This is a genomic window from Arthrobacter sp. 001422645 (assembly GCF_059816125.1).
Genome location: NZ_JCBANT010000017.1, coordinates 68,741 through 88,923, shown reverse-complemented (window position 1 = coordinate 88,923; position 20,183 = coordinate 68,741). Strand labels below are relative to the sequence as shown.

Genomic DNA, 20,183 nt, shown 5'->3' with positions numbered 1-20,183 from the left:
CAATCCGGCTTGCGTTCCACCGGGGTGGCCGCATTGCGCTGCTCGATACGCAGCATTTTCCGGCCTTCTGGTGCCAGGGTCACAGTAGAGCTCCTTCATGGGTTGCAACTAGCGCTTCTTCATTGTTGCGCAGTTCTTCGACGATCCGCGAAACGAGGTCGGCGGGGGTGACGTCCCGGCCCGTCTCGTGGGAGATGGTGGTGACACCGGCATCGGTAATGCCGCACGCGATGATCTGGGCGTAGGGGGCCAGATCGTTGTTGCAGTTGATCGCAAAGCCGTGCATCGTGACGCCCTCGTGGACGCGGATGCCGATCGCGGCGATCTTTCGCGCGGGGCCCTTCTCGTCCTGGTCGATCCAGACGCCGGCGCGTCCTTTGATCCGGACGGCTGCCATGCCATAGTCCGCCAGGACCGCGATGATCACGGCCTCGAGCCGCTCCACGTAGTCGCGGATCCCGGCAGGGTTCCTGAGCTTGATGATGGGGTAGCCCACCAGCTGTCCGGGACCATGCCAGGTGAGCTTCCCGCCGCGGTCCACCGGCACCACGGGGGTGCCGTCGAAGGGACGTTCGTGGTCCTCGGTGCGTTTGCCGGCCGTGTAGACGGCCGCGTGTTCGAGCAGCAGGACCGTGCTGGGGGCGACGCCGGCGACGACCTTCTCGTGGAGTTCGCGCTGGATGTCCCAGCCGCGGGTGTATTCGACGAATTCCGGGGCGAGACCCAGCCGGGAGAACTCAAGAGTCATGCCATCCAGCTTAGACCCCGTCCCGCATCCGTCCCGATTGTGTGCTTAAGCTCTCACTGCCGGCCCCTCATGGATGCCCGTCGTCGAAGGCTGTCGCCGGCCGGGACGTGGTGGTACTCTCCCTGCGAGGCCGGTGCCTGCCAGCGCCCGGCCACAGGGAGGGACGCCATGTCGAGCACCGTTCCGAAGAAGCAGATGACCGTGGTTCAAGCGGCGTTCATCGGGGTGGGGTCCATGGTGGGCGCGGGGATCTTCGCCCTGCTGGGAGCGGCGGGCGCCGTCGCGGGCTCCGCGGTGTGGGTGTCGTTTCTGGTGGCAGGTGCCATCGCCGGTCTGCAGGGCTACTCGTTCGCGAAGCTTGGCGCCGCGTATCCCTCAGGCGGGGGCATGCTCGCCTACCTGGCCCGCGGATTCGGTGAGGGGCACGTCACCGGCATAGTGTCATGGCTGTTCTACGTGACCGGCGCGATCGTCGGTGCAATGGTGGCATCGTCCTTCGGTGGTTACGCAAGCGCGGTACTGACGAACCGTGATCCAGGCTGGGCCAAGGTGTTCGCGGTTGCCCTCATCCTGGTCATGACCGTCCTGAACGCCGTCGGCTCCAAGGCAGTGGCAAGGGTCCAGTCCGTGATCGTGAGGATTGTGCTGGCCATCCTGTCAGTGTTCGCGATCGTGACAATCGCCAACTGGGACCCCACGCTCCTTGACCCATCCGGCTACCCCGGCGTACGGGAGATCATCGCGAGTGTGGCACTGACATTCTTCGCCTTCCTCGGGTTCGGCGTCATAACGTTCACCGCGAAAGACCTGCCGGACCCGGCCCGGCAACTGCCGCGCGCCATGTATCTGGCGTTGGCGGTCGCCACCACGGTATACGTCGCGGTATCCCTCGGCGTGTTCGGCACCCTGACCGCCGGCCAGGTGGTCGAATACGGCGCCACAGCGCTTGCCGAGGCCGCCAAGCCCACCCTTGGCCAGGCCGGCTATGTGCTGATGGTGATCACCGCCTTGCTCTCCACCTCCGGGGCCGTGAACGCCAGCCTCTACCCTTCGGTGGGTATGACCCGGCACCTGGCCTCCGTGGGGCAGTTTCCGCCGGTGTTCGGCAGGTCCGTAGGGCGACGGCGGGTGCCCGTCGGACTGCTGGTGATGGCCGGCCTGGCTGCGGTCATGGTGGTGGCGTTCAACCTGAACAGCATCGCATCGCTCGGAAGCGCCGTAGCACTGCTGGTCTTCTCCGCTGTCACCCTGGCCCACTTCAAGGTGTACAGGCAGACCGGCGCTAAGCTCATTGTGCTCATCGCAACCCTGTTCGCGACCCTGGGGACGTTTGTTGTGTTTTGCACCACCACGCTCGTCAACGAACCCGCCACTGCCACCGCGCTGTTGGTCATCCTTGCACTCGCTGTGGTTGTCGACCTGCTCTGGAAGCGCTCGCGGACGGCTGATAATAGCACCGCAGAAGCATGAAGTAAAGAGTAAATAGGGACTATTCCACGTGAATTCCCAGGTCCATGCTGTAGTCATCCCGCACACTATGTGATCGAGGGCAGTGGAATGTACAAATTTTCAACTCCTCGCCCCGGACGGTGTCGCACCGTCCGGCCCACAGCGCAGAGCCTGCCGTTGGGATGGGGCTGCAGTGAGCAGCGCTGATCAGACTATGGCCCGTCCGAAGGTGCCCACCGCCGTATGGATCTCCTGGGTTGCCTTGGCCCTGATGACCACCAGTTCGGTGGCCAGCCTGCGGGCCGCCCCGACCATGGCCGTCTACGGACTCGCTTCAGTCTTCCTGTACGTGGTTCCCGCGATCGTCTTCCTGCTGCCCACCTCCCTCGTGTCCGCCGAGCTGGCGTCCGGCTGGAAGGGCGGAATCTACAAGTGGGTCGCGACGGGCATTTCCAAACCCATGGGATTCCTGGCGGTTTGGTGCCAGTTCGCGATGACCATTTTCTACTATCCGACACTGCTCGGCTTCGTCGCGAGCACGCTCGCCTATGTGTTCAACCCGGAGCTGGCCAGCAACGGCGTCTGGACCGCGTTGGTGATTGTGGTGTTCTACTGGGCCGGCGTGTATGTCTCATCCCGGGGCACAAAGGGTGTGGCCGGCCTGGCCAGCGGTGGTTTGATCATCGGGACCCTGATCCCGGGCGCGCTGCTCGTTTTCCTGGGCGTTATGTTCCTCGGCCAAGGCAACGAGTCGGCCGCCCCGATGACCGCGGCCAACTTCCTGCCCGAGTGGGCCGGGCTGGCCAGCCTGGTGCTGATCGTGAACAACTTCCTGTCCTACAGCGGCATGGAAATGAACGCGGTGCACGTGTCCTCGCTGAAGGACCCGGCCAAGGAGTACCCGAAGTCGATGTTCCTGGCTATGGGACTCGTACTCCTGATCTTCATCCTTCCGGCGCTGGCGATCAGCTGGATCGTCCCGGCCGAGGAGCTCTCCCTCACCGCGGGCGTCATGCAGGCCTTCGACGCCGTGCTGGCGTCCTTCAGCTTGCAAGGCCTCACGCCGATCCTTGGGATCATGCTGGTCGCCGCCTCCCTCGGCGGCATGCTGACCTGGCTGGCCGGACCCTCCAAAGGCCTGCTGCTGATCTCGCGTGAGGAAGGCTACCTCCCGCCGTTCCTGCAAAAGTTGAACAAGAACGGCATTCAGCAGAACCTCCTGGTGGTCCAAGGGCTCGTCACCACCGTGATCGCGCTCGGCTACGCGCTGATCCCGGATGTCTCCAGCGCGTACTGGATTTTCTCGGTCATCACCACGCAGGTCTACCTGATCATGTACCTGCTGATGTTCGTGGCAGCCGTCCGGCTCCGCCGCAACGATCCGGACCACCCGCGTGGCTACCGCGCGCCGATGCTGATCGGCCTGTGCGGCGTCGGGTTCGCCGCCTCCCTGGCAGCCCTTCTCGTCGGGTTCGTCCCGCCGTCGCAGTTCGGCAACGGCGATCCGATTGTCTATTTCCTGATCGTCGGCGGCGGCGCACTGGGGCTCGGCCTGCTCGTGCCGTTCCTCTTCTACAAGTTCCGCAAGCCCTCATGGAAGCTGCCTGACCAGGAGGCACAGACGGAGGTGGCCGGATCATGAGCACACATATGGAGTCCTCCACCAAAAAGGGACGCTCTGTGGTGTACGTCGTGTCCATCATCTTGCTCGTGGTACTCGCCGTGATCGCCCTGATGACGTTCCGGTCCGCGCGGGAGACCCAGCAGTCACTGGAGAAAGCCGACCAACTGATCGCGTCGATCAACGAGGCCGGGGGGACGGCGCCCTCGCGCGAGCAGATCGCCCGGGTGCTCGGCGACGACGGCGGTGCGGTCTGTGCGAACCCGAACGACGCGCTGAGCCGGGCCATCCTCTTCAGCCAGCTGGCGAACGGCGCCGCCGGGCCAGGAACCCGACCGGTGATCGCGGACATCCGGTTCGTCCAGGGCCAGCTCCGTATCATCCAGATCTATTGCCCGGAGGAGCTGGAGGACTTCCAGAACTTCGTCGACGACCTCCAGACCTACCGTTCGGGCGGTGCGTGAGCCATGGACCTGCGCTCCCGCGCCACCGACCTGATGCGTCCGGCGCGGGAGGAACTCGCCGAGTTCGTGGCCATCCGCTCGGTGGCGGATGCCCGGCAGTTCCCCCCGGAGGAGTGCGCCAAGGCGGCACAGTGGGTACTCGGCAAGTTTGCCGGGCTCGGATTTTCGGATATCCGCCTTGAGCGGACACCGGACGGCTCCGACGCTGTGGTCGGTTCAAGGCCGGGACCCGATCCGGATGCGCCGACAGTGCTCCTTTATGCGCACTACGATGTTCAACCACCCCTCGATGATTCGGCGTGGCGCACGCCGGCCTTCGAACTCACCGAGGTGGACGGCCGCTGGTACGGACGGGGCGCCGCCGATTGCAAAGGCAACATCCTCGCCCATCTGCTCGCACTCAGGGCACTGGGCAACGACGTGCCGGTGAATCTGAAACTGGTGGTCGAGGGGTCGGAGGAACAGGGCACCGGCGGACTCGAGGCCTATGTGGCGGGCCACCCGGACCTGCTCCGTGCCGACACGATCCTGGTGTGCGACACCGGGAACGCCGCCGTAGGACAGCCCGCGGCGACCGTGACCCTGCGCGGCATGGTCAATGTGGTGGTGACCGTGGAAGCGATGGCGTCCGAGCTCCACTCCGGCATGTTCGGCGGCGCCGCGCCCGATGCGCTCGCCGCCCTGATCTCCATGCTGGCCTCACTGCGCGACCAGCAAGGCAACACCACAATCACGGGCCTGGACAACACCCAGGCCTGGACCGGCGCGCCCTACCCGCCCGAGCAGTTCCGTACCGACGCCGGGCTGCTGGAGGGTGTCATGCTGCTGGGGGACGGCACGGTGTCCGACATGCTCTGGGCGCGGCCCGCCGTCACCGTGCTCGGCATTGACTGCCCGCCGGTGACCGGCTCCTCGGCGTCCATTGTGCCGCGGACCTCCGCGCGCCTCAATCTGCGGGTCCCGCCCGGCATGTCCGCCGCCGACGCCCACACAGCGTTGGCTGAGCAGCTCAAGGCCGCCGCGCCCTGGGGCGTCCACGTCGAAGTGGACCTGGAAGCCATCGGTTCCCCATTCCAGGCGGCGGTCGGCGGGCCGGCGTTCGAAGCCATGAGTGCCGCGATGCTGGAGGCCTACGGCCGGCCGATGACCACCTTGGGTCAAGGAGGGTCGATCCCGCTTTGCAATGTGTTTGCCGAAACCTATCCAGACGCCGAGATCATCCTCTTGGGGGTCGAGGAACCGCTTGCACTCATCCACGCACCGAATGAGAGCGTTGATCCGAACGAGATCCAGGCCCTGGCCCTTTCCCTAGCCCTGTTCCTCCAGCGGTACGCGACCGCCTGACCTGCTTTGGTGCAACGCCTGGAGCCTTTGGTGCAACGCCTAGAGCCGGAGTGGACCGGTTCGAGCGGTTGAACGCGCCGGGTATGGCGACGGGTGCCTGTGGATAACTCCTGCAGGATTCCGTTGGATCCGCTATTCCTTAGCTATGGAGGATTACGCGTGGACCAGCAGCGCGGCGCCCGAGGTGCCCGGATACGACGTCGGCCGGTGTTTGGGACGCGGCGGCAGCGCCACCGTGTGGCTGGTGACCGAACACTTGAGCGGGACCGAGTACGCGCTGAAGTGTTTCGCCGCCGGGGACGGCTCCGGCCAAGGAGACGCGGAGGAAGCGATCCGGCGCGAGGTGAGGATTCTGTCTGTCCTCGATCATGAGCATCTGGTGCGGGCCCGCTCGGTGCTACGCCTCCGGGGCAGCCGGGTACGTCTGCGGATCGACGACGACGGCGATGACCTCAGTCAGTGGGACGCGGGCCTCGGGCTGATCATGGACTACGCAGCCGGCGGCTCGCTGGGGCAGCTCGTGGCGGGCAGGGGGAAGCTGGGACCGGGGGAGACGGTGACGGTCCTGACTCCGATCGCCCAAGCCCTCGCGTATCTGCACGGTCAGGGCTTCACGCATGGTGACGTCTCACCCGGCAACGTGCTGTTCACCGCCCACGGCAAACCACTCCTGTCCGATCTGGGCGTCGCCCGTATGGTGGCCGACGCCGCTGCGGTGTCCGACGCCGGGACAGAGGGCTTCCGCGACCCGGCGCCGGTTGACGCCGTCCGGGCCGGACTGCAGCCGGAGCGCGATGTGTATTCCCTTGCGGCGCTGGGCTGGTACTGCCTGACCGGACGCGCCCCTGAACCGGGCGTGCAGCGGCCGCCGCTTCCGTTGTTGGTTGCAGGTGTTCCGGCGGCGCTCGCCGCAGCGTTGGAATCCGGACTTCAGGAGGACCGCAGGCTGCGGCCCTCCGCCGCCGGGCTGGCGGCCGCCGTCCACCGCAGCGCGGTGGCCGAACCGGTGGATCTTTCGGTCTCGGTCCACCCGACGGTCATCCCGCAGCTGCTGACCCGGCGCTCGCGGCCCCGCACGGCCCGGGAGCGGCGGGTCGAACGGCTCCGGACCTTGCCGCTCCGTTTCCGCAGGACCCGTGTGGTGGGGCAATTTCCGCCGGGAGGGCAGCGCGGAACCGGGCGTCCCTCCCGCAGAGACAGCGCGCGCCACGCCGCCCGCACCGACACCCGCGAGGACTTCGCTGGCCTGCATTCCGGAGGCCTGGGCGCCGCCCGCCTGACATCCGCGAACCGGCGCGGCATTCGTGTCGCAGCCGCAGGTCTTGCTCTGCTGGGCGTCCTCGCTGCGGCGTGGGGATTGGCCGGTGCGCCGCTGCCTCCGGAATTCCCTGGCTTCGCCGTCACAGGCGTCGATGCGGCGAAGGAGCCCGCGACGACCCTTGTACCCCCTGCCGCGGAGCCGGGACCGACGGCCGGGGATGATGCCGCCCTTCCTCCCGGCGTGCAGGCGCAGCTCGCCTCGCAGGACCCCGAGGAAGCGGTCCGCGGACTGTCCTGGCTTCGATCCCGCGCGCTCAGCACGGGGGACTTCCGGCTGCTGGATCAGGTCAATGTTCGGGCGTCGTCGGCGGCCAGGGCGGACGAACAAATCCGCGCCAGCCTTGAGGACTCCGGGCGGGTACTGACCGGATTCACCTCTCGCCTGACCCACGTGGCACGTACGGACGACAGCAGCCGTCCACGGGCCGTCGTAGCCGTAACCGTCAGCACGTCCGCCTACCAGGAGCGCGACGTGGCCGGGGCCATAGTGGCCAAGGCTGCTGCCGCACCGGAACAACGGCTGCGGTTGGTACTGGCTTCGGTCGGGGGCCGCTGGCGGATCCAGGACATCCTTCCGGCCGCCATCGGCTGACAGCCGACGCTCCCGGCCAGCCGCCGCCGCCGTTGCACTGCGCCGCAGCTCCCGGCCAGCCGCCGCCCTTGGCTGACGGAATACGGCCGCCGCCGACGGGCTGCTCAGGTTTTTGGACCGCGTTCCGCCACCCAGGCTGCGGCCTGGCCGAGCGACGGATGCTGCCAAGCGAAGCCGGCCTCGCTCAGCACTGCCGGTTCCATCCGCTGACTGGCGAGCAGCAGTTCGTCGGCCAGCTGGCCCATCACCAGGCGCAGCACCGGCGCGGGGACGCGGAGCACCGCCGGGCGGTGCAGTGCCCCGGCCAGATGCGCGATCAGCGAGTTCACGTCCGCGCTCTCCGGGGCGCAGACGTTGACCGGCCCTGACAGCTGGCTGTCGAGCAGGAACGCGAAGGCGCCGCTTACGTCCGGCAGCGTGATCCACGGCCAGTACTGTCGGCCGTTGCCCAGCGGTCCGCCCACACCCAGGCGCAGCAACGGCATCAGCCGTCCCAATGCGCCCCCTAAACGGCTCAGCACGACGCCGGTGCGGGGCGTGACCACCCGGACGCCGGCGGGGGCCTCGTGCGCTGCCGCCTCCCAGTCGACGCAGATCCGGGCGAGTACGCCGCTGCCGGGAGGGGCATTTTCGCGGAGCACCGCGGGACCTGCGCTGCCGTAGTAGCCGGATGCGGACTGGCTGAGGAAAACCGCCGGCGGAGTGTCCAGCCGGCTCATGGCTGCCGTCAGGGTCCCGGTCGCCGCCAGCCTCGAGCTGCGGAGTTCGTTGATCCGTGCCCGGGTCCAGGGACGGTCGCCGATGCCGGCGCCGGAGAGATTGATGACGGCGTCCGCCCCTTTCAGCGCCGAATCGTCGATGCGGCCCTCGCCGGGATCCCATTGGAACTCGTCGGGCGAAGCGGGCGGCCGCCTGACCAGTGTGCCGACGTCGTGTCCGGCGCTGCGCAGGGAGCTGGATATGGCGGTTCCGATCAGCCCTGAGGCCCCGGCAACAATGATTCGCATGATCCATCTCACCATGCCCGGCACGGCCGGGACACCTCCCGGGCGGGAGGGCCGGTCTTGACTATGATCGTACGATGACCTCTTCGAGTTACCTCCGTTTCCCGCATCTGCACGGCGATCTGGTCACTTTCGTGGCCGAGGACGACGTCTGGATCGCGCCCCTCGGCGGGGGCCGCGCCTGGCGCGTGTCCGCGCTGCAGCTGCCGGCCCGCAACCCCCGCTTCACCCCGGACGGCAAACAGCTGGTGTGGACGGTGGTTCAAGGCACGGCACCGGAGGTTGTCACCGCGGACGTCGACGGCGGCGGCTACCGCCAGCTAAGCTACTTCGGCCACGCCACCACCAAGGTCAAGGGCTTTACCCCCGACGGCGATGTCCTGGTCACGAGCGCCTTCCGCCAGGCTGACAGCCGCCTCACGCACGCCTACAGCCTGCCCCTCGGGGGCGGCTGGGCCACCGAGCTGCCGCTGGGTCCGGTGGAATCCGTCGCGTTCGGACCCGTAATCGGCGACGAGCGGCCCGTTGTCCTGGCCAGCGTGCTTTCCCGCGAGCCCGCCTGGTGGAAGCGTTACCGGGGCGGCGCCGCCGGCAAGCTCTGGATCGACGGCGACGGAAACGGCGAGTTCGAACGCCTCGCCGCCGAGCTGGACGGCAACCTGACCGACCCGATGTGGGTCGACGGACGGATCGCCTTCCTCTCCGACCACGAGGGCTACGGGAACCTCTATTCCGTGTTGCCCAACGGCTCTGATCTGCGCCGCCACACGGACCACGAGGACTTCTACGTCCGCCATGCAGCCACCGACGGCAAGCGCGTCGTCTTCGAATCGGCCGGCGAGCTGTGGATGCTGCCGGACCTCGGCTCGGACGCCGTCAAACTCGAGATTTCCCTGGGGTCAGCCTCGCAGGCCCGCCGCGGGACACCGCTGAAGCCGTCACGGCACCTGGGCGATGTGGTCCCGGACCGCACCGGCGGCTCCAGTGCCGTGGAAGCCCACGGCACACTGCACTGGCTGCGGCACAAGGACGGCCCCTCGCGGGTCCTGGAAGCAACACCCGGCGTCCGGGCCCGCCTGCCCCGTCCCTTCGGCGAGGGCAGGATCGCCTACGTCGCAGATCACGACGGCGTTGAGGCACTGTACCTGAAGGAGATCGCCGGCAACCCGATTTTCGGACATACAGGTTCCGGAAATGCAGGCTCTGGCCAGAAGTCCGCCGACCAGTCCACCGACCAGCCCGGCGGCCAGTCCGGCGCCCAGCAGGCCGCTCCGGCGCAGCAGAACTCCGCCCGGCCGCAGGAGGATTCCGACGCCGGCACGCCCCTGCCGAGCCCCGTCTCGGCAGCAGCCCTCACCCGGCCCGACGCCGTGACCGCTGTCCCGGTGCCCAGCGCCGCCGGACCGGACCACCACCCCGCGGACGATGCCGTCACCGGCGTCACAGCCGACACCTCTGGCACCGCAGCCACGGCCGGCCCGGCAGGCCCGGCAGAGGGCAATGCCGGAGCCCGGCAGGCCCAGTCCCGCCGGTCCACCAGGATCGAATTCCCCAAGCCCACCCGGGCCAGCGCCATGGAGGCCAGCCCGGACGGCAACTGGCTCGCCGTCGGCACCGCGTTCGGCGACATCTACCTCGCCGACACCCGCACCGGCACCCTGTCGCTCGTCAGCAGCATCGGCGAGGGCAGCATCGAGGGCTTCAGCTGGTCCCCGGACTCGGCCTGGCTGGGCTGGTCCGAGCCGGTCACCTCCTTCGGCTCCCGCAGCCGGCTGCGCATGACCAAGGCGGACGACGCCGGCACGGCAGCAGACGGGAAGCGGACCATCGTCGAGGTCACCGACGGACGCTTCCGCGACGAATCGCCGTCGTTTACCCCCGACGGCAAGTTCCTCGCGTTCCTCTCCAACCGCAGCTTCGATCCGGTCTACGACGGACACTCCTTCGACCTGTCCTTCCCGAGCCCGATCAAGCCCTACCTCGTGGCCCTCGCCGCGGACACCCCCTCGCCCTTCGGTCCGAGCATCGACCTGCCGGCCGCCCGGCAGGAAGACGCGCAGGTAGAGACAGCCGAGGCGCCGGCAGGATCGTCCGGTGCGGACCAGGTTCCCGCGGTCCGGGTCGACGCCGACGGCCTGGCGAACCGGGTCATCAGCGTTCCCGTGCCGCAAGGAAACTACTCCGCCCTCACCGCCACCGCCGGGGCCCTGCTCTGGCTCGACAGCGAACTCTCCGGCGTCACCGGCGAGGGCCGCGCCAGCCTCGAGGACAAGAACGCGGCGCCGTGCCTCGTCCGCTTCGACCTGGCCCGGCGCAAGACCACCACCATCGTGGACACCCTGGACAGCTACCGTCTCTCCGGCGACGGCGAGAAGGTGGTCATCCTGCAGGACAAGCAGATCCGCGTCTCACCCGCCACCGCCAAAGCCGACGAGGAGTCCGGGCAGCTGGTCAAAGTGGACCTCGGCCGCATCCGCGTGCAGCTCGACCCGCTCAGCGTTTGGGGCCAGGCCTTCGATGAAGCCTGGCGGCTCCAGCGCGACTTCTTCTGGACGGAAGACATGGCCGGGCAGGACTGGGATTCGGTGCACGCCCGGTACCGCCCGATCGTGGACCGCCTCGGCTCACACGACGACCTCGTGGACCTGCTCTGGGAGCTCCACGGCGAACTGGGCACCTCGCACGCCTATGTCCGTCCCGCCGCCGTCACCGAGAACGGCAGCAACTCCCAGGGCCGCCTCGGCGCCGATCTGGCCTTCACCGGCGAGGGCTGGGAGATCACCCGGATCCTTGCCGGGGAGTCCTCCGACCCGCTCGCCACGTCGCCGCTGACCCGGCCGGGCGCCGACGCGAAACCAGGCGACGTGCTGCTGGCGATCGACGGCGTCGAGCTCACCGAAGCGCGCACCCCCGCCATGCAGCTGGTCGGTGCCGCGGGACGCGCCGTCGAACTCACCCTGCGCAACGGCGCCGGCCACCGGGGGCAGGCTGGTCAACAGCGCCGTATCGCCGTCGTTCCGGTCAAGGACGAGGAGCGTCTGCGGTACCAGGAATGGGTGGCGGCGAACCGGCGGACCGTCCGGCAGGCCTCGCAGGGGACCTTCGGCTACTTGCACATTCCCGACATGATGGCCAACGGCTGGGCGCAGCTGCACCGCGACCTTGACACCGAAACGGCACTCGACGGGCTGATCGTCGACGTCCGCCGCAACCGGGGCGGGCACACCTCCCAGCTCGTCGCGGAGCTCATCGGCCGTAAAGTCACCGGCTGGAGCATGCCGCGCGGGGAGCGGCCGCGCACGTACCCGCACCACGCACCGCGCGGTCCCGTCATCATCCTGACCGACGAATTCGCCGGCTCCGACGGCGACATCATCACCCAGGTCTCCAAGCTGCGGGGGATCGGTCCCGTCATCGGCACCAGGACCTGGGGCGGTGTGGTCGGCATCGACAACCGTTTCGCCCTGGCCGACGGGACGGGCGTCACCCAGCCGCGCTACGCCACATGGTTCTCCGGCGGTGTGGGGTGGGGTGTCGAGAACTTCGGCGTCGCTCCTGACATCGAAGTGACCTTCCCGCCGCACGCCTACGCCGCCGGCATGGACCCGCAACTGGAATACGGTATCGGTGCGCTCAAGGAAATGATCCAGGAGCTGCCCACCGACCGGCCGCCGCTGCGCGAGGGCTACCGCGTGGTGCGGCCCGCCCCGCTGCCGGCCCGCCGGCCGGGCAGCTAGCCCGCGGCGTCTGCCGGGGCGCAACCACCAACGGCGAAGGCCCCCGTTCCCTGCTGGCCAGGGAACGGGGGCCTTCGCCGTTGGCGCGTCAAACGCTAGGAGGCCAGGGTGGCGTCCAGAGTGATCTTGATGCCGGTGAGGGCGGCGGAGACAGGGCAGCCCACCTTGGCTTCCTCGGCGATCCGCTGGAATTCATCCTCCGTGATCCCCGGGATCCGCGCGCTGACCGTCAGGTGGCTGTCCGTGATGCCGGTGCCGGGCACGAACGTGACATCGGCCTTGGTGTTGACTTCCTCCGGCGTGTGGCCGGCCTGGGCGACGGCGAGGCTGAAGGCCATGGAGAAGCAGGCCGAATGCGCCGCGGCGATGAGCTCTTCTGGGCTGGTCTTGCCCTCGGAGGCCTCGGCGCGGGCCTTCCAGGTGACATCGAAGTTGCCCAGGCCCGAGCTGTCCAGCGTGGTGTTGCCGGCGCCCGTCATCAGGTCGCCGTTCCATACAGTGTGTGCGGTGCGTGTAGCTGCCATGTCCACTCCTCGTCATTGGTGAATCCGCGATCCGGCGGTGCGCCGGATCATGCCGTGTCCCATCCTAGGGATTCGATGCAGACTACGCACGGGGGTTCCGCTGTCAGTGGATTGTGACCCGCGTTCAGTGCCGCCAGGGCACTGCATCCGTACAGTGTCGGCATGGACATCACTGAACCCGGCGCCGCGCCCGCAGCGCGCATCGCGACGATCATGGTCAACGCCGCGGACGCCGGGCGCCTGGCGGAATTTTGGGCGGCACTGCTGGGCACTCCGGTGTCGTCCCGCCTCGAGCAGTTCGTCTGGCTCCAGCCCGCCGGCCCGGGAGCGCCGCAGCTGGCCTTCCAGCAGGTGGAACGGCCTACGGAGGGCAGGCGCCGCCTGCACCTGGACATCCACGGTCCCGATCCCACGGCCCTGCGCGCTCTCGCGGAGTCGCTCGGTGCTGTCTTTGTGGAGGGCCACGATATCGGCGCTTTCCACTGGGACGTGATGCAGGATCCCGAGGGGAACGAATTCTGCATCGCCGCCGTCGTATATTCCGGGGGACTACTGCCAGAGAGTGGCGATGGCAACGTTCAGCAGTGCCAGGCCGCCGACGCTGTGGGCGAGGCCCTTGCTGACCGGCTCGTCCTTCTTGTACTTGCGGCTGCCGATGAACGCGAGCACGGCCACAACGGCGGCGATCGCGAACTTGATGCCGAGCTTCATGTAGTTGGCGTCCATGTCAAGGGCCGGGATCAGGCCCATCATGACGATGCCGGTGATGAGCTGCAGGGCAGCGCCGTCGAACTGGCGGGGGTGGACGGTGGGCTTCTTCATCTGGACGATCCAGATGCCCACGATCATGGCGGCGCCGATGATGTGCAGGAAAACCATGATGTTATAGACGATGTTCATGGCATCAGTGTAGCCAGAGCCTTCTACGCACTGTAGTAGGACCCGCCGTCCCGGGACGGAACAGCAAAAACGGCGACGGCGGCGCGGGCACTCCGGTGGTTTCCCACCGGAGCCCGCACCGCCGTCGCCGTCGGTGTGCTATTGGACCCTACAGTCCGAGGTCGGCTTCGAAGGCGCCTTCCTCAAGGCGTGCCTTCAGCGTCTGCAGGAAGCGTCCTGCGTCGGCGCCGTCCACCAGCCGGTGGTCGTACGTCAGGGAGAGGTACATCATGGAGCGGATGGCCAGCGAGTCATCGCCGTTCTCATCGGCGACCACAACGGCCCGCTTGACGATCGCGCCGGTACCGAGGATGGCAACCTGCGGCTGGTTGATGATCGGGGTGTCGAACAGGGCGCCCACGGAACCGATGTTGGTGATGCTAAAGGTTCCGCCGGAGAGCTCGTCCGGGCCGATCTTGCCGTCGCGGGTGCGGCCTGCGACGTCGGCGATCTTGCCGGCCAGGCCGGCGAGATTCAGGTTGCCGGCGTCGGCGATGACCGGAACCAGCAGGCCCTTGTCCGTGTCCACCGCAATCGCCAGGTGCTCGGCGTTGTGGTAGGTGATCTCCTGCTTGTCCTCGTCGTAGGAGGCGTTCACCTTCGGGTGCTGCTTCAGGGCCTCGGCAACAGCCTTGGCGATGAAGGGCAGGAAGGTCAGCTTGGAACCGTTCTGGGCCTGGAAGGAGTTCTTGGCCTTGGCGCGCAACTTGGCGACCTTGGTCATGTCCACCTCGTGAACCTGGGTCAGCTGGGTGGAGATGTCCAGCGACTCGCGCATGCGGCGGGCAATGACCTGGCGGATCCGCGGCGCCTTCTGGACAGTACCGCGCAGCGAGGACTGATCGGCGGACGGACGCGCCGCCGGAGTACCGGAAGCTGCCGGTGCAGCAGCGGCGGGAGCCGGGGCTGCCTTGGCTTCAGCTGCTGCCAGCACGTCCTGCTTGCGGATGCGGCCGCCGACTCCGGTGCCGCTGAGGGAGGAGATGTCCACACCCTGCTGGTTGGCGAGCTTGCGAACCAGCGGGGTCACGTAGCCGGACTCCGCCGCAGAAGCTGCCGGGGCTGCTTCCTTGGCCGGTGCTGCGGGAGCGGCGGGCGCTGCTTCCTTGGCCGGGGCGGCGGGGGCTTCCTTGGGAGCTTCCTGCTTCGGTGCTTCAGCCGGAGCGGCTTCCTGCTTGGGAGCCTCTTCCTTCGGAGCTGCCGCTTCTTTAGGGGCTGCTGCTTCTTTCGGAGCTTCCGAGGAAGGTGCCGCGGCGGGAGCGGCGGCGCCGGAACCGATCACGGCGAGGACGGAACCGACCTCGGCCGTTTCGTCCTCGGCGACGCGGATTTCCTGCAGGGTGCCGGCGACCGGGGACGGGATCTCGGTGTCGACCTTGTCGGTGGAGACCTCAAGCAGCGGCTCGTCGACCTCGACGGTGTCGCCAATGCTCTTGAGCCAGCGCGTGACGGTACCTTCGGTGACGCTCTCGCCCAAGGCGGGGAGCGTGACTTCGTGGCCTTCGCCTGCGGGGGCGGCAGCCTCGGCGGCCGGTGCCTCCGCTTCGGCGGGTGCTTCAGCTTCGGCGGGCGCCTCGGCGGCCGGTGCTTCGGCGGGTGCTTCCGCGGCGGCCGGTGCTTCCTCGGCCGGGGCGGCTTCGCCCGAGCCTGCGGAACCGGAGCCGTCGCCGATGCGCACGAGCGGTGCGCCAACTTCGGCGGTCTCGTCTTCGGCCACGAGGATTTCCTCGATCACGCCGGCGATCGGAGAGGGGATCTCAGTGTCGACTTTGTCGGTGGAAACCTCGAGCAGCGGCTCGTCCACCTCTACCCGGTCACCTACTTGCTTGAGCCAGCGGGTGACGGTTCCTTCGGTGACACTCTCACCGAGGGCGGGCAAGTTAACGGATTCAGACATGTCGTCCCCGTTCTCCTTATTGATCTTTGGTGCGGATGATTGCTGCCTTGGTCGAGCTTAGTGCACCCGGCTTTTGGGGCCGGGTGCACTACGCCCTGTGGTCTTGCGGTGGTGCGGGCGGAACTGCTAGCCGTGAAGGGGCTTGCCGGCCAGGGCCAGGTGGGCCTCGCCCAGCGACTCGTTCTGGGTCGGGTGTGCGTGGACCAGCTGGGCCACGTCCTCCGGGTACGCTTCCCAGTTCACGATCAGCTGGGCTTCACCAATCTGCTCGCCCATGCGGGCGCCGATCATGTGGACGCCGACGACGGGGCCGTCCTTCTGGCGGACCAGCTTGACCAGGCCGGACGTGCCCAGGATGGAGCTCTTGCCGTTGCCGGCGAGGTTGTATTCCTGGGTCTGGACCTGGTCGTCGCCGAACTTGGCTTTGGCGGCCTTCTCCGTGTAGCCGACCGTAGCGATCTCGGGCTCGGAGTAGGTGACCTTGGGGATGTTGACGTCCTCGACCACAACCGGCTTCAGGCCGGCGATCTCTTCGGCGACGAAGATGCCCTGCTGGTAGCCGCGGTGGGCCAGCTGGACGCCCGGGACGATGTCGCCCACGGCGTAGACGTTGCCGACGCCGGTGTGCAGGCGCTCGTTCGTGATGACGAAGCCGCGGTCAATGGTCAGGCCGGCCTCCTCGTACCCGAGGTTGGCCGTGACCGGGCCACGGCCGACGGCGACGAGCATCAGGTCGGCTTCGAAGGTCTTGCCGTCCACGAGGGTGACCTTGACGCCGTCGTTGTTCTGCTCGACGCCCTGGAAGAAGGTGCCGGTGGAGAACTTGATGCCGCGCTTCTTGAAGGCACGTTCAAAGGCCTTGACGATCGTGGCGTCCTCGTTCGGGACCAGCGACGGCAGGCCCTCGATGACGGTGACGTCGACGCCGAAGGACTTCCAGACGGAGGCGAACTCGACGCCGATCACGCCGCCGCCCAGAATGATCGCGCTCTTGGGGATGAAATCCATGGTGAGGGCTTCATCGGAGGTGATGACCTTGCCGCCGATTTCGAGGCCCGGCAGGGTGCGGGAGTAGGAACCGGTCGCGAGGACGATGTTCTTGCCCTTGTACGCGGTGCCGTTCACGACGATGGTGTCGGTGCCCTGGAGCTTGCCTTCACCCTCGATGACGGTGATGCCCTTTTTGCCCTTGATGAGGCCCTGCAGGCCCTTGAACTTGCCGGCGATGATGCCGTCTTTGTAGGCGTTGACAGCGGTGATGTCGATGCTGTCGAGGGTGACGTTGACGCCGTACTTCGCCGAGTCACGGGCGTGGTCGGCCAGTTCTGCGGAGTGCAGGAGGGCCTTGGTGGGGATACAGCCGTTGTGCAGGCACGTACCGCCGAGTTTGCCCTTTTCGATCAGGCCGACGGTGAGGCCGAGCTGAACGGCACGCAGGGCGGTGGCGTAGCCGCCGCTGCCGCCGCCGAGTACCAGGATGTCGAATTCTTGCGCAGTTGCCTGATCGGCCACTAAAACGCTCCCTCGCGTGAACGATGACACGAGAGTACGCATCATCTGGTCTTGGAACTTCCCTGCCGTGATTATGCCAGCAGGCGAGCTCCCTTTCATTTGTGACTACCGGTGTTCACCTTAGCGAACCACTAATACATGCTCCACCTTGCCGTGGCGTTTGTGGAGCGCTTGTGTCCAGTGTCACGCGCCTTTGTGGCCGGGGGATCAGCCCCGGCCACAAAGCCGCGTGGAGCGCCGGAAGATTCCCTTTAGGCGGTTTTGGCCAGGATGTCCTCGACATAGGCCACCAGCGTGCGCACGGTGCAGCCGGTGCCCTGCTTGTGGTTGTAGCCGTAGGGGCTGCCGTTGTTGAAGGACGGGCCCGCGATGTCGATGTGCGCCCAGGGGATCTGCTCGCCGTCCTTGCCCTTGCCAACGAATTCGCGCAGGAAGACGGCCGCCGTCATCATGCCGCCGTGGCGTTCGCCGATGTTGGCGATATCCGCGACCTGTGAGTCGAGGCTGGGGCGCAGCTCCTCGGGGAGCGGCATCGGCCAGACCAGCTCGCCGGCGCGGTCGGCGGCGGCCTTGAGCGGGCCGGTGACGGAGTCGGAGCCCATCACACCGGCGGTGCGGTCGCCGAGGGCGATCAGCTGCGCGCCGGTGAGGGTGGCGACATCGATGATGGCGTCCGGGTACTCCTGGCTCGCGGCCACGATGCCGTCGGCCATGACCAGCCGGCCTTCGGCGTCGGTGTTCAGGACCTCGACGGTCTTGCCGCCGAAGATGGTCATCACGTCGGCGGGACGCTGGGCGGCGCCGGACGGCATGTTCTCCGCGATGCACAGCCAGGCGGTGGCCTTGACGGGCAGGCCCAGACCGGCGAGGGCCAGCACGGTGTTGAGGACGACGGCGGCGCCCGCCATGTCCGACTTCATGTCGCCCATGCCCAGGTGCGGCTTGAGCGAGATGCCGCCGGTGTCGAAGGTGATGCCCTTGCCAACGAGGGCGATCTTGGCGGTGGCCCTGGCCGGGGAATATTCGACCTTGACCAGGCGCGGCTGCCGGGTGGAGCCCTTGCCGACGCCGAGGATGCCGCCGAAGCCTTCCTTCTCCAGGCGCTTCTCGTCCCAGACGGTTACCTTCACGGGCAGGCCCTTGGACAGTTCCTTGGCCGCCTCCGCGAAGGACTCGGGGTAGAGGTGGCTCGGCGGCTGGTTAACCAGCGAGCGGGTGGCGTTCACGGCCTTGCCGATGAGCGCGGCGCGGTCCAGGACCGTCTTGAGGCCCTTGTCCACGGCGAAGTCCGTGACGATCACGACGTTCTTCACCGGGTCCTTGAGCCCGTCCTTGGAGGAGCGGTACTCGGTGAACGAGTACGCGCCCATTGCAGCGCCCTCAGCGACGGCGGCGACGTCGCCGAGTGACGACGTCGGGAGGGCCAGGGCGACGGTTCCGACGCCGGCCAGTTGGCGGACGGCCGAGCCGGCGGCGCGGCGGAGGGCCTCTTCGGTGAGCGGCTGCGTGGCGGTTACCTTGCCGACACCGGCGAGCACCAGCACCTTCGCCCCGGCTTCGGCCAGGCCCGGGAGGCGGTGGGCCTGGTCGGCTGCGCCGGTGATGCCAAGAACACTGAGTGATTCCGCGAGGGCCTCGGCGGCCTTGGCCGTCAGGGGGTTGCTGAGCAGGACGGGCCCGTCCGTGCCCTGCCCCACGCCGATGACGAGGGCGTCGCTGGGGGACTTCTTCAGATCCCCAGCGATTGCACTAAGTTTCACTTCGGTGTTCTTGACCACGAGGACAGTCCTCAATTCTCTGAGTTTTTGCGGCAGGAACTGCATGTTCGGCGCCCTGCCATGGAATCCAGGCCACTGTCGGATTGAGACGTAACCCATGTGTCTTCAAGCCGTCATAAGGCCAGCTCCGATCGTAGTCTCTCCCCGGCGCGGGTGTTCAATTGAATGAGAGCTGGAGCACACCCCGATCAGGAATGCGCCCGCACCGCAGCGTGTTGTAGACGGTAACAGCGCCGCCGCCCGCAGGGCCTTCCGGCCGCTCCCACTGACTACGACGAAAGGAACATGCCGTGATTGAACGGATTTCCGGCTCCTTGCTGGACCCCGAATCGCTTTACCTGCGTGATGACGCGCTGTTCCACAGCCCCGAACTGCGCGGACTGAACCTCGTCATGGGATTTACCGGGTTTGCCGATGCGGGCCACGTCGTCAAGCAGATCACCGCCGAACTGCTGGACACCCTGGATGCCGAGATGGTGGCCGAGTTCGACGCCGACCAGCTGATGGACTACCGGACCCGGCGACCCCAGATCAGCTTCGTCGAGGACCACCTGCAGGACTACCAGGCGCCGGAACTGGCACTGTACCGGCTGGTTGACGGGCTTGGCAGCCCGTTCCTGCTCCTGGCCGGATTCGAACCGGACCTGCAATGGGAGCGGTTCGCGCGCGCCGTCGTCGGGATCGTCGAGGAACTGGACGTCAACCTCGTCACCTGGATCCATTCGATCCCCATGCCCGTGCCGCACACCCGTCCGGTGGGCGTGACGGTGCACGGCAACAGGCCGGACCTCATCGAAGGCATTTCCGTCTGGCGGCCCACCGTTGAGGTTCCCGCCGCCGTCGGGCACATCCTTGAGCTGCGGCTGACGGATGCCGGGCGCAACGTCGCCGGCTATGTCATGCATGTTCCGCATTACCTGGCCGAGGCCGAATACCCCACTGCCGCCGTCGCCGGCCTGGAATACCTCGGGGCGGCAACCTCGCTGATGCTCCCCACTGACCGGCTCCGCGAAGCCGGCCGGGACGTCGGACGCCAGATCGCCGAGCAGATTGACGCGTCGGAGGACGTGCAGCAGGTGGTCTCGCGGCTCGAAACCCGGTACGACGAGAATGCGGAAGGAACAGTCCGGCGTTCCCTGCTCGCCGACGAGAACGACCAGCTGCCCAACGCCGATGCCCTCGGCGCCGCCGTTGAGGCGTACCTCGCCCGTAAAGAACCCGGCGAATAAATACTATTTTTTGGACCCGCTGGGC

The 20,183-nt window shown here is 67.5% G+C and carries 14 protein-coding genes and 1 pseudogene; 8 read left to right on the top strand and 7 right to left on the bottom strand.

Annotated features, from left to right (window positions below; translation table 11 throughout):
• Positions 1-79: 79 nt before the first annotated feature.
• Positions 80-748, bottom strand: a complete 669-nt coding sequence (gene lipB / locus AC6EUH_RS16035) for a lipoyl(octanoyl) transferase LipB (RefSeq protein WP_499739257.1) — start codon at positions 746-748, stop codon at positions 80-82.
• A 168-nt stretch (positions 749-916) separates the two neighbouring features.
• Here lipB and AC6EUH_RS16030 point away from each other — a divergent pair, with 168 nt between their 5' ends.
• The 5 genes from AC6EUH_RS16030 (at position 917) to AC6EUH_RS16010 (ending at position 7,538) form a co-directional block, all read left to right on the top strand.
• Positions 917-2,218 (top strand): APC family permease, encoded by a 1,302-nt coding sequence (locus tag AC6EUH_RS16030; RefSeq protein ID WP_499739256.1) that lies wholly within the window; start codon positions 917-919, stop codon positions 2,216-2,218.
• Between the two features lie 172 nt (positions 2,219-2,390).
• Complete coding sequence (gene gadC / locus AC6EUH_RS16025; RefSeq protein ID WP_499739255.1) at positions 2,391-3,839, top strand: glutamate/gamma-aminobutyrate antiporter GadC; 1,449 nt, start codon at positions 2,391-2,393, stop codon at positions 3,837-3,839.
• A complete protein-coding gene (locus AC6EUH_RS16020) occupies positions 3,836-4,282 on the top strand; it encodes an exonuclease/endonuclease/phosphatase family protein (protein ID WP_056431306.1) in 447 nt (148 codons plus the stop codon). Before gadC ends, AC6EUH_RS16020 begins: the two co-directional genes overlap by 4 nt.
• Positions 4,283-4,285: 3 nt before the next feature.
• Positions 4,286-5,626, top strand: coding sequence for a dipeptidase (locus tag AC6EUH_RS16015; protein ID WP_499739254.1), 1,341 nt, complete (start codon positions 4,286-4,288; stop codon positions 5,624-5,626).
• Between the two features lie 145 nt (positions 5,627-5,771).
• Complete coding sequence (locus AC6EUH_RS16010; protein WP_499739253.1) at positions 5,772-7,538, top strand: serine/threonine protein kinase; 1,767 nt, start codon at positions 5,772-5,774, stop codon at positions 7,536-7,538.
• Positions 7,539-7,642: 104 nt separating this feature from the next.
• Here AC6EUH_RS16010 and AC6EUH_RS16005 read toward each other — a convergent pair whose 3' ends face one another.
• Positions 7,643-8,545, bottom strand: coding sequence for a TIGR01777 family oxidoreductase (locus AC6EUH_RS16005; protein ID WP_499739252.1), 903 nt, complete (start codon positions 8,543-8,545; stop codon positions 7,643-7,645).
• Between the two features lie 74 nt (positions 8,546-8,619).
• On the opposite strand from AC6EUH_RS16005, the gene AC6EUH_RS16000 reads away from it, so the two are divergent.
• Positions 8,620-12,279, top strand: coding sequence for a S41 family peptidase (locus AC6EUH_RS16000; RefSeq protein WP_499739251.1), 3,660 nt, complete (start codon positions 8,620-8,622; stop codon positions 12,277-12,279).
• A gap of 95 nt (positions 12,280-12,374) precedes the next feature.
• Here the strand turns inward: AC6EUH_RS16000 and AC6EUH_RS15995 are convergent, their stop codons facing one another.
• On the bottom strand, positions 12,375-12,803 hold the full coding sequence (locus AC6EUH_RS15995) for an OsmC family protein (protein ID WP_056431323.1): 429 nt from the start codon (positions 12,801-12,803) through the stop codon (positions 12,375-12,377).
• Between the two features lie 162 nt (positions 12,804-12,965).
• On the opposite strand from AC6EUH_RS15995, the pseudogene AC6EUH_RS15990 reads away from it, so the two are divergent.
• Positions 12,966-13,316 (top strand): annotated as a pseudogene (locus AC6EUH_RS15990) (VOC family protein); the annotation flags it as partial.
• 36 nt (positions 13,317-13,352) lie between these two features.
• Here AC6EUH_RS15990 and AC6EUH_RS15985 read toward each other — a convergent pair.
• The 4 genes from AC6EUH_RS15985 to AC6EUH_RS15970 all read right to left on the bottom strand — a co-directional run bounded on the left by AC6EUH_RS15985 (position 13,353) and on the right by AC6EUH_RS15970 (position 18,929).
• Entirely contained in the window at positions 13,353-13,703 is a 351-nt protein-coding gene (locus tag AC6EUH_RS15985; RefSeq protein ID WP_056431332.1) for a hypothetical protein, read from the bottom strand.
• Positions 13,704-13,851: 148 nt separating this feature from the next.
• On the bottom strand, positions 13,852-15,639 hold the full coding sequence (gene sucB / locus AC6EUH_RS15980) for a 2-oxoglutarate dehydrogenase, E2 component, dihydrolipoamide succinyltransferase (protein ID WP_056431335.1): 1,788 nt from the start codon (positions 15,637-15,639) through the stop codon (positions 13,852-13,854).
• 126 nt (positions 15,640-15,765) lie between these two features.
• Positions 15,766-17,151 carry a dihydrolipoyl dehydrogenase gene (lpdA, locus tag AC6EUH_RS15975; protein ID WP_056431338.1) on the bottom strand — a complete coding sequence of 462 codons (1,386 nt, stop codon included), beginning with the start codon at positions 17,149-17,151 and terminating at the stop codon, positions 15,766-15,768.
• Positions 17,152-17,402: 251 nt separating this feature from the next.
• Positions 17,403-18,929, bottom strand: a complete 1,527-nt coding sequence (locus AC6EUH_RS15970) for a leucyl aminopeptidase (RefSeq protein ID WP_499739260.1) — start codon at positions 18,927-18,929, stop codon at positions 17,403-17,405.
• Between the two features lie 290 nt (positions 18,930-19,219).
• On the opposite strand from AC6EUH_RS15970, the gene AC6EUH_RS15965 reads away from it, so the two are divergent.
• Complete coding sequence (locus tag AC6EUH_RS15965; protein WP_056431346.1) at positions 19,220-20,158, top strand: proteasome assembly chaperone family protein; 939 nt, start codon at positions 19,220-19,222, stop codon at positions 20,156-20,158.
• Positions 20,159-20,183 lie beyond the last annotated feature (25 nt).

What these genes read in the sequence shown, in the direction of transcription:
- lipB (WP_499739257.1), bottom strand. Translation starts at nt 748, where the DNA reads ATGACTCTTGAGTTCTCCCGGCTGGGTCTCGCCCCGGAATTCGTCGAA.
- AC6EUH_RS16030 (WP_499739256.1), top strand. Translation starts at nt 917, where the DNA reads ATGTCGAGCACCGTTCCGAAGAAGCAGATGACCGTGGTTCAAGCGGCG.
- AC6EUH_RS16020 (WP_056431306.1), top strand. Translation starts at nt 3,836, where the DNA reads ATGAGCACACATATGGAGTCCTCCACCAAAAAGGGACGCTCTGTGGTG.
- AC6EUH_RS16015 (WP_499739254.1), top strand. Translation starts at nt 4,286, where the DNA reads ATGGACCTGCGCTCCCGCGCCACCGACCTGATGCGTCCGGCGCGGGAG.
- AC6EUH_RS16010 (WP_499739253.1), top strand. Translation starts at nt 5,772, where the DNA reads ATGGAGGATTACGCGTGGACCAGCAGCGCGGCGCCCGAGGTGCCCGGA.
- AC6EUH_RS16005 (WP_499739252.1), bottom strand. Translation starts at nt 8,545, where the DNA reads ATGCGAATCATTGTTGCCGGGGCCTCAGGGCTGATCGGAACCGCCATA.
- AC6EUH_RS16000 (WP_499739251.1), top strand. Translation starts at nt 8,620, where the DNA reads ATGACCTCTTCGAGTTACCTCCGTTTCCCGCATCTGCACGGCGATCTG.
- AC6EUH_RS15995 (WP_056431323.1), bottom strand. Translation starts at nt 12,803, where the DNA reads ATGGCAGCTACACGCACCGCACACACTGTATGGAACGGCGACCTGATG.
- AC6EUH_RS15985 (WP_056431332.1), bottom strand. Translation starts at nt 13,703, where the DNA reads ATGAACATCGTCTATAACATCATGGTTTTCCTGCACATCATCGGCGCC.
- sucB (WP_056431335.1), bottom strand. Translation starts at nt 15,639, where the DNA reads ATGTCTGAATCCGTTAACTTGCCCGCCCTCGGTGAGAGTGTCACCGAA.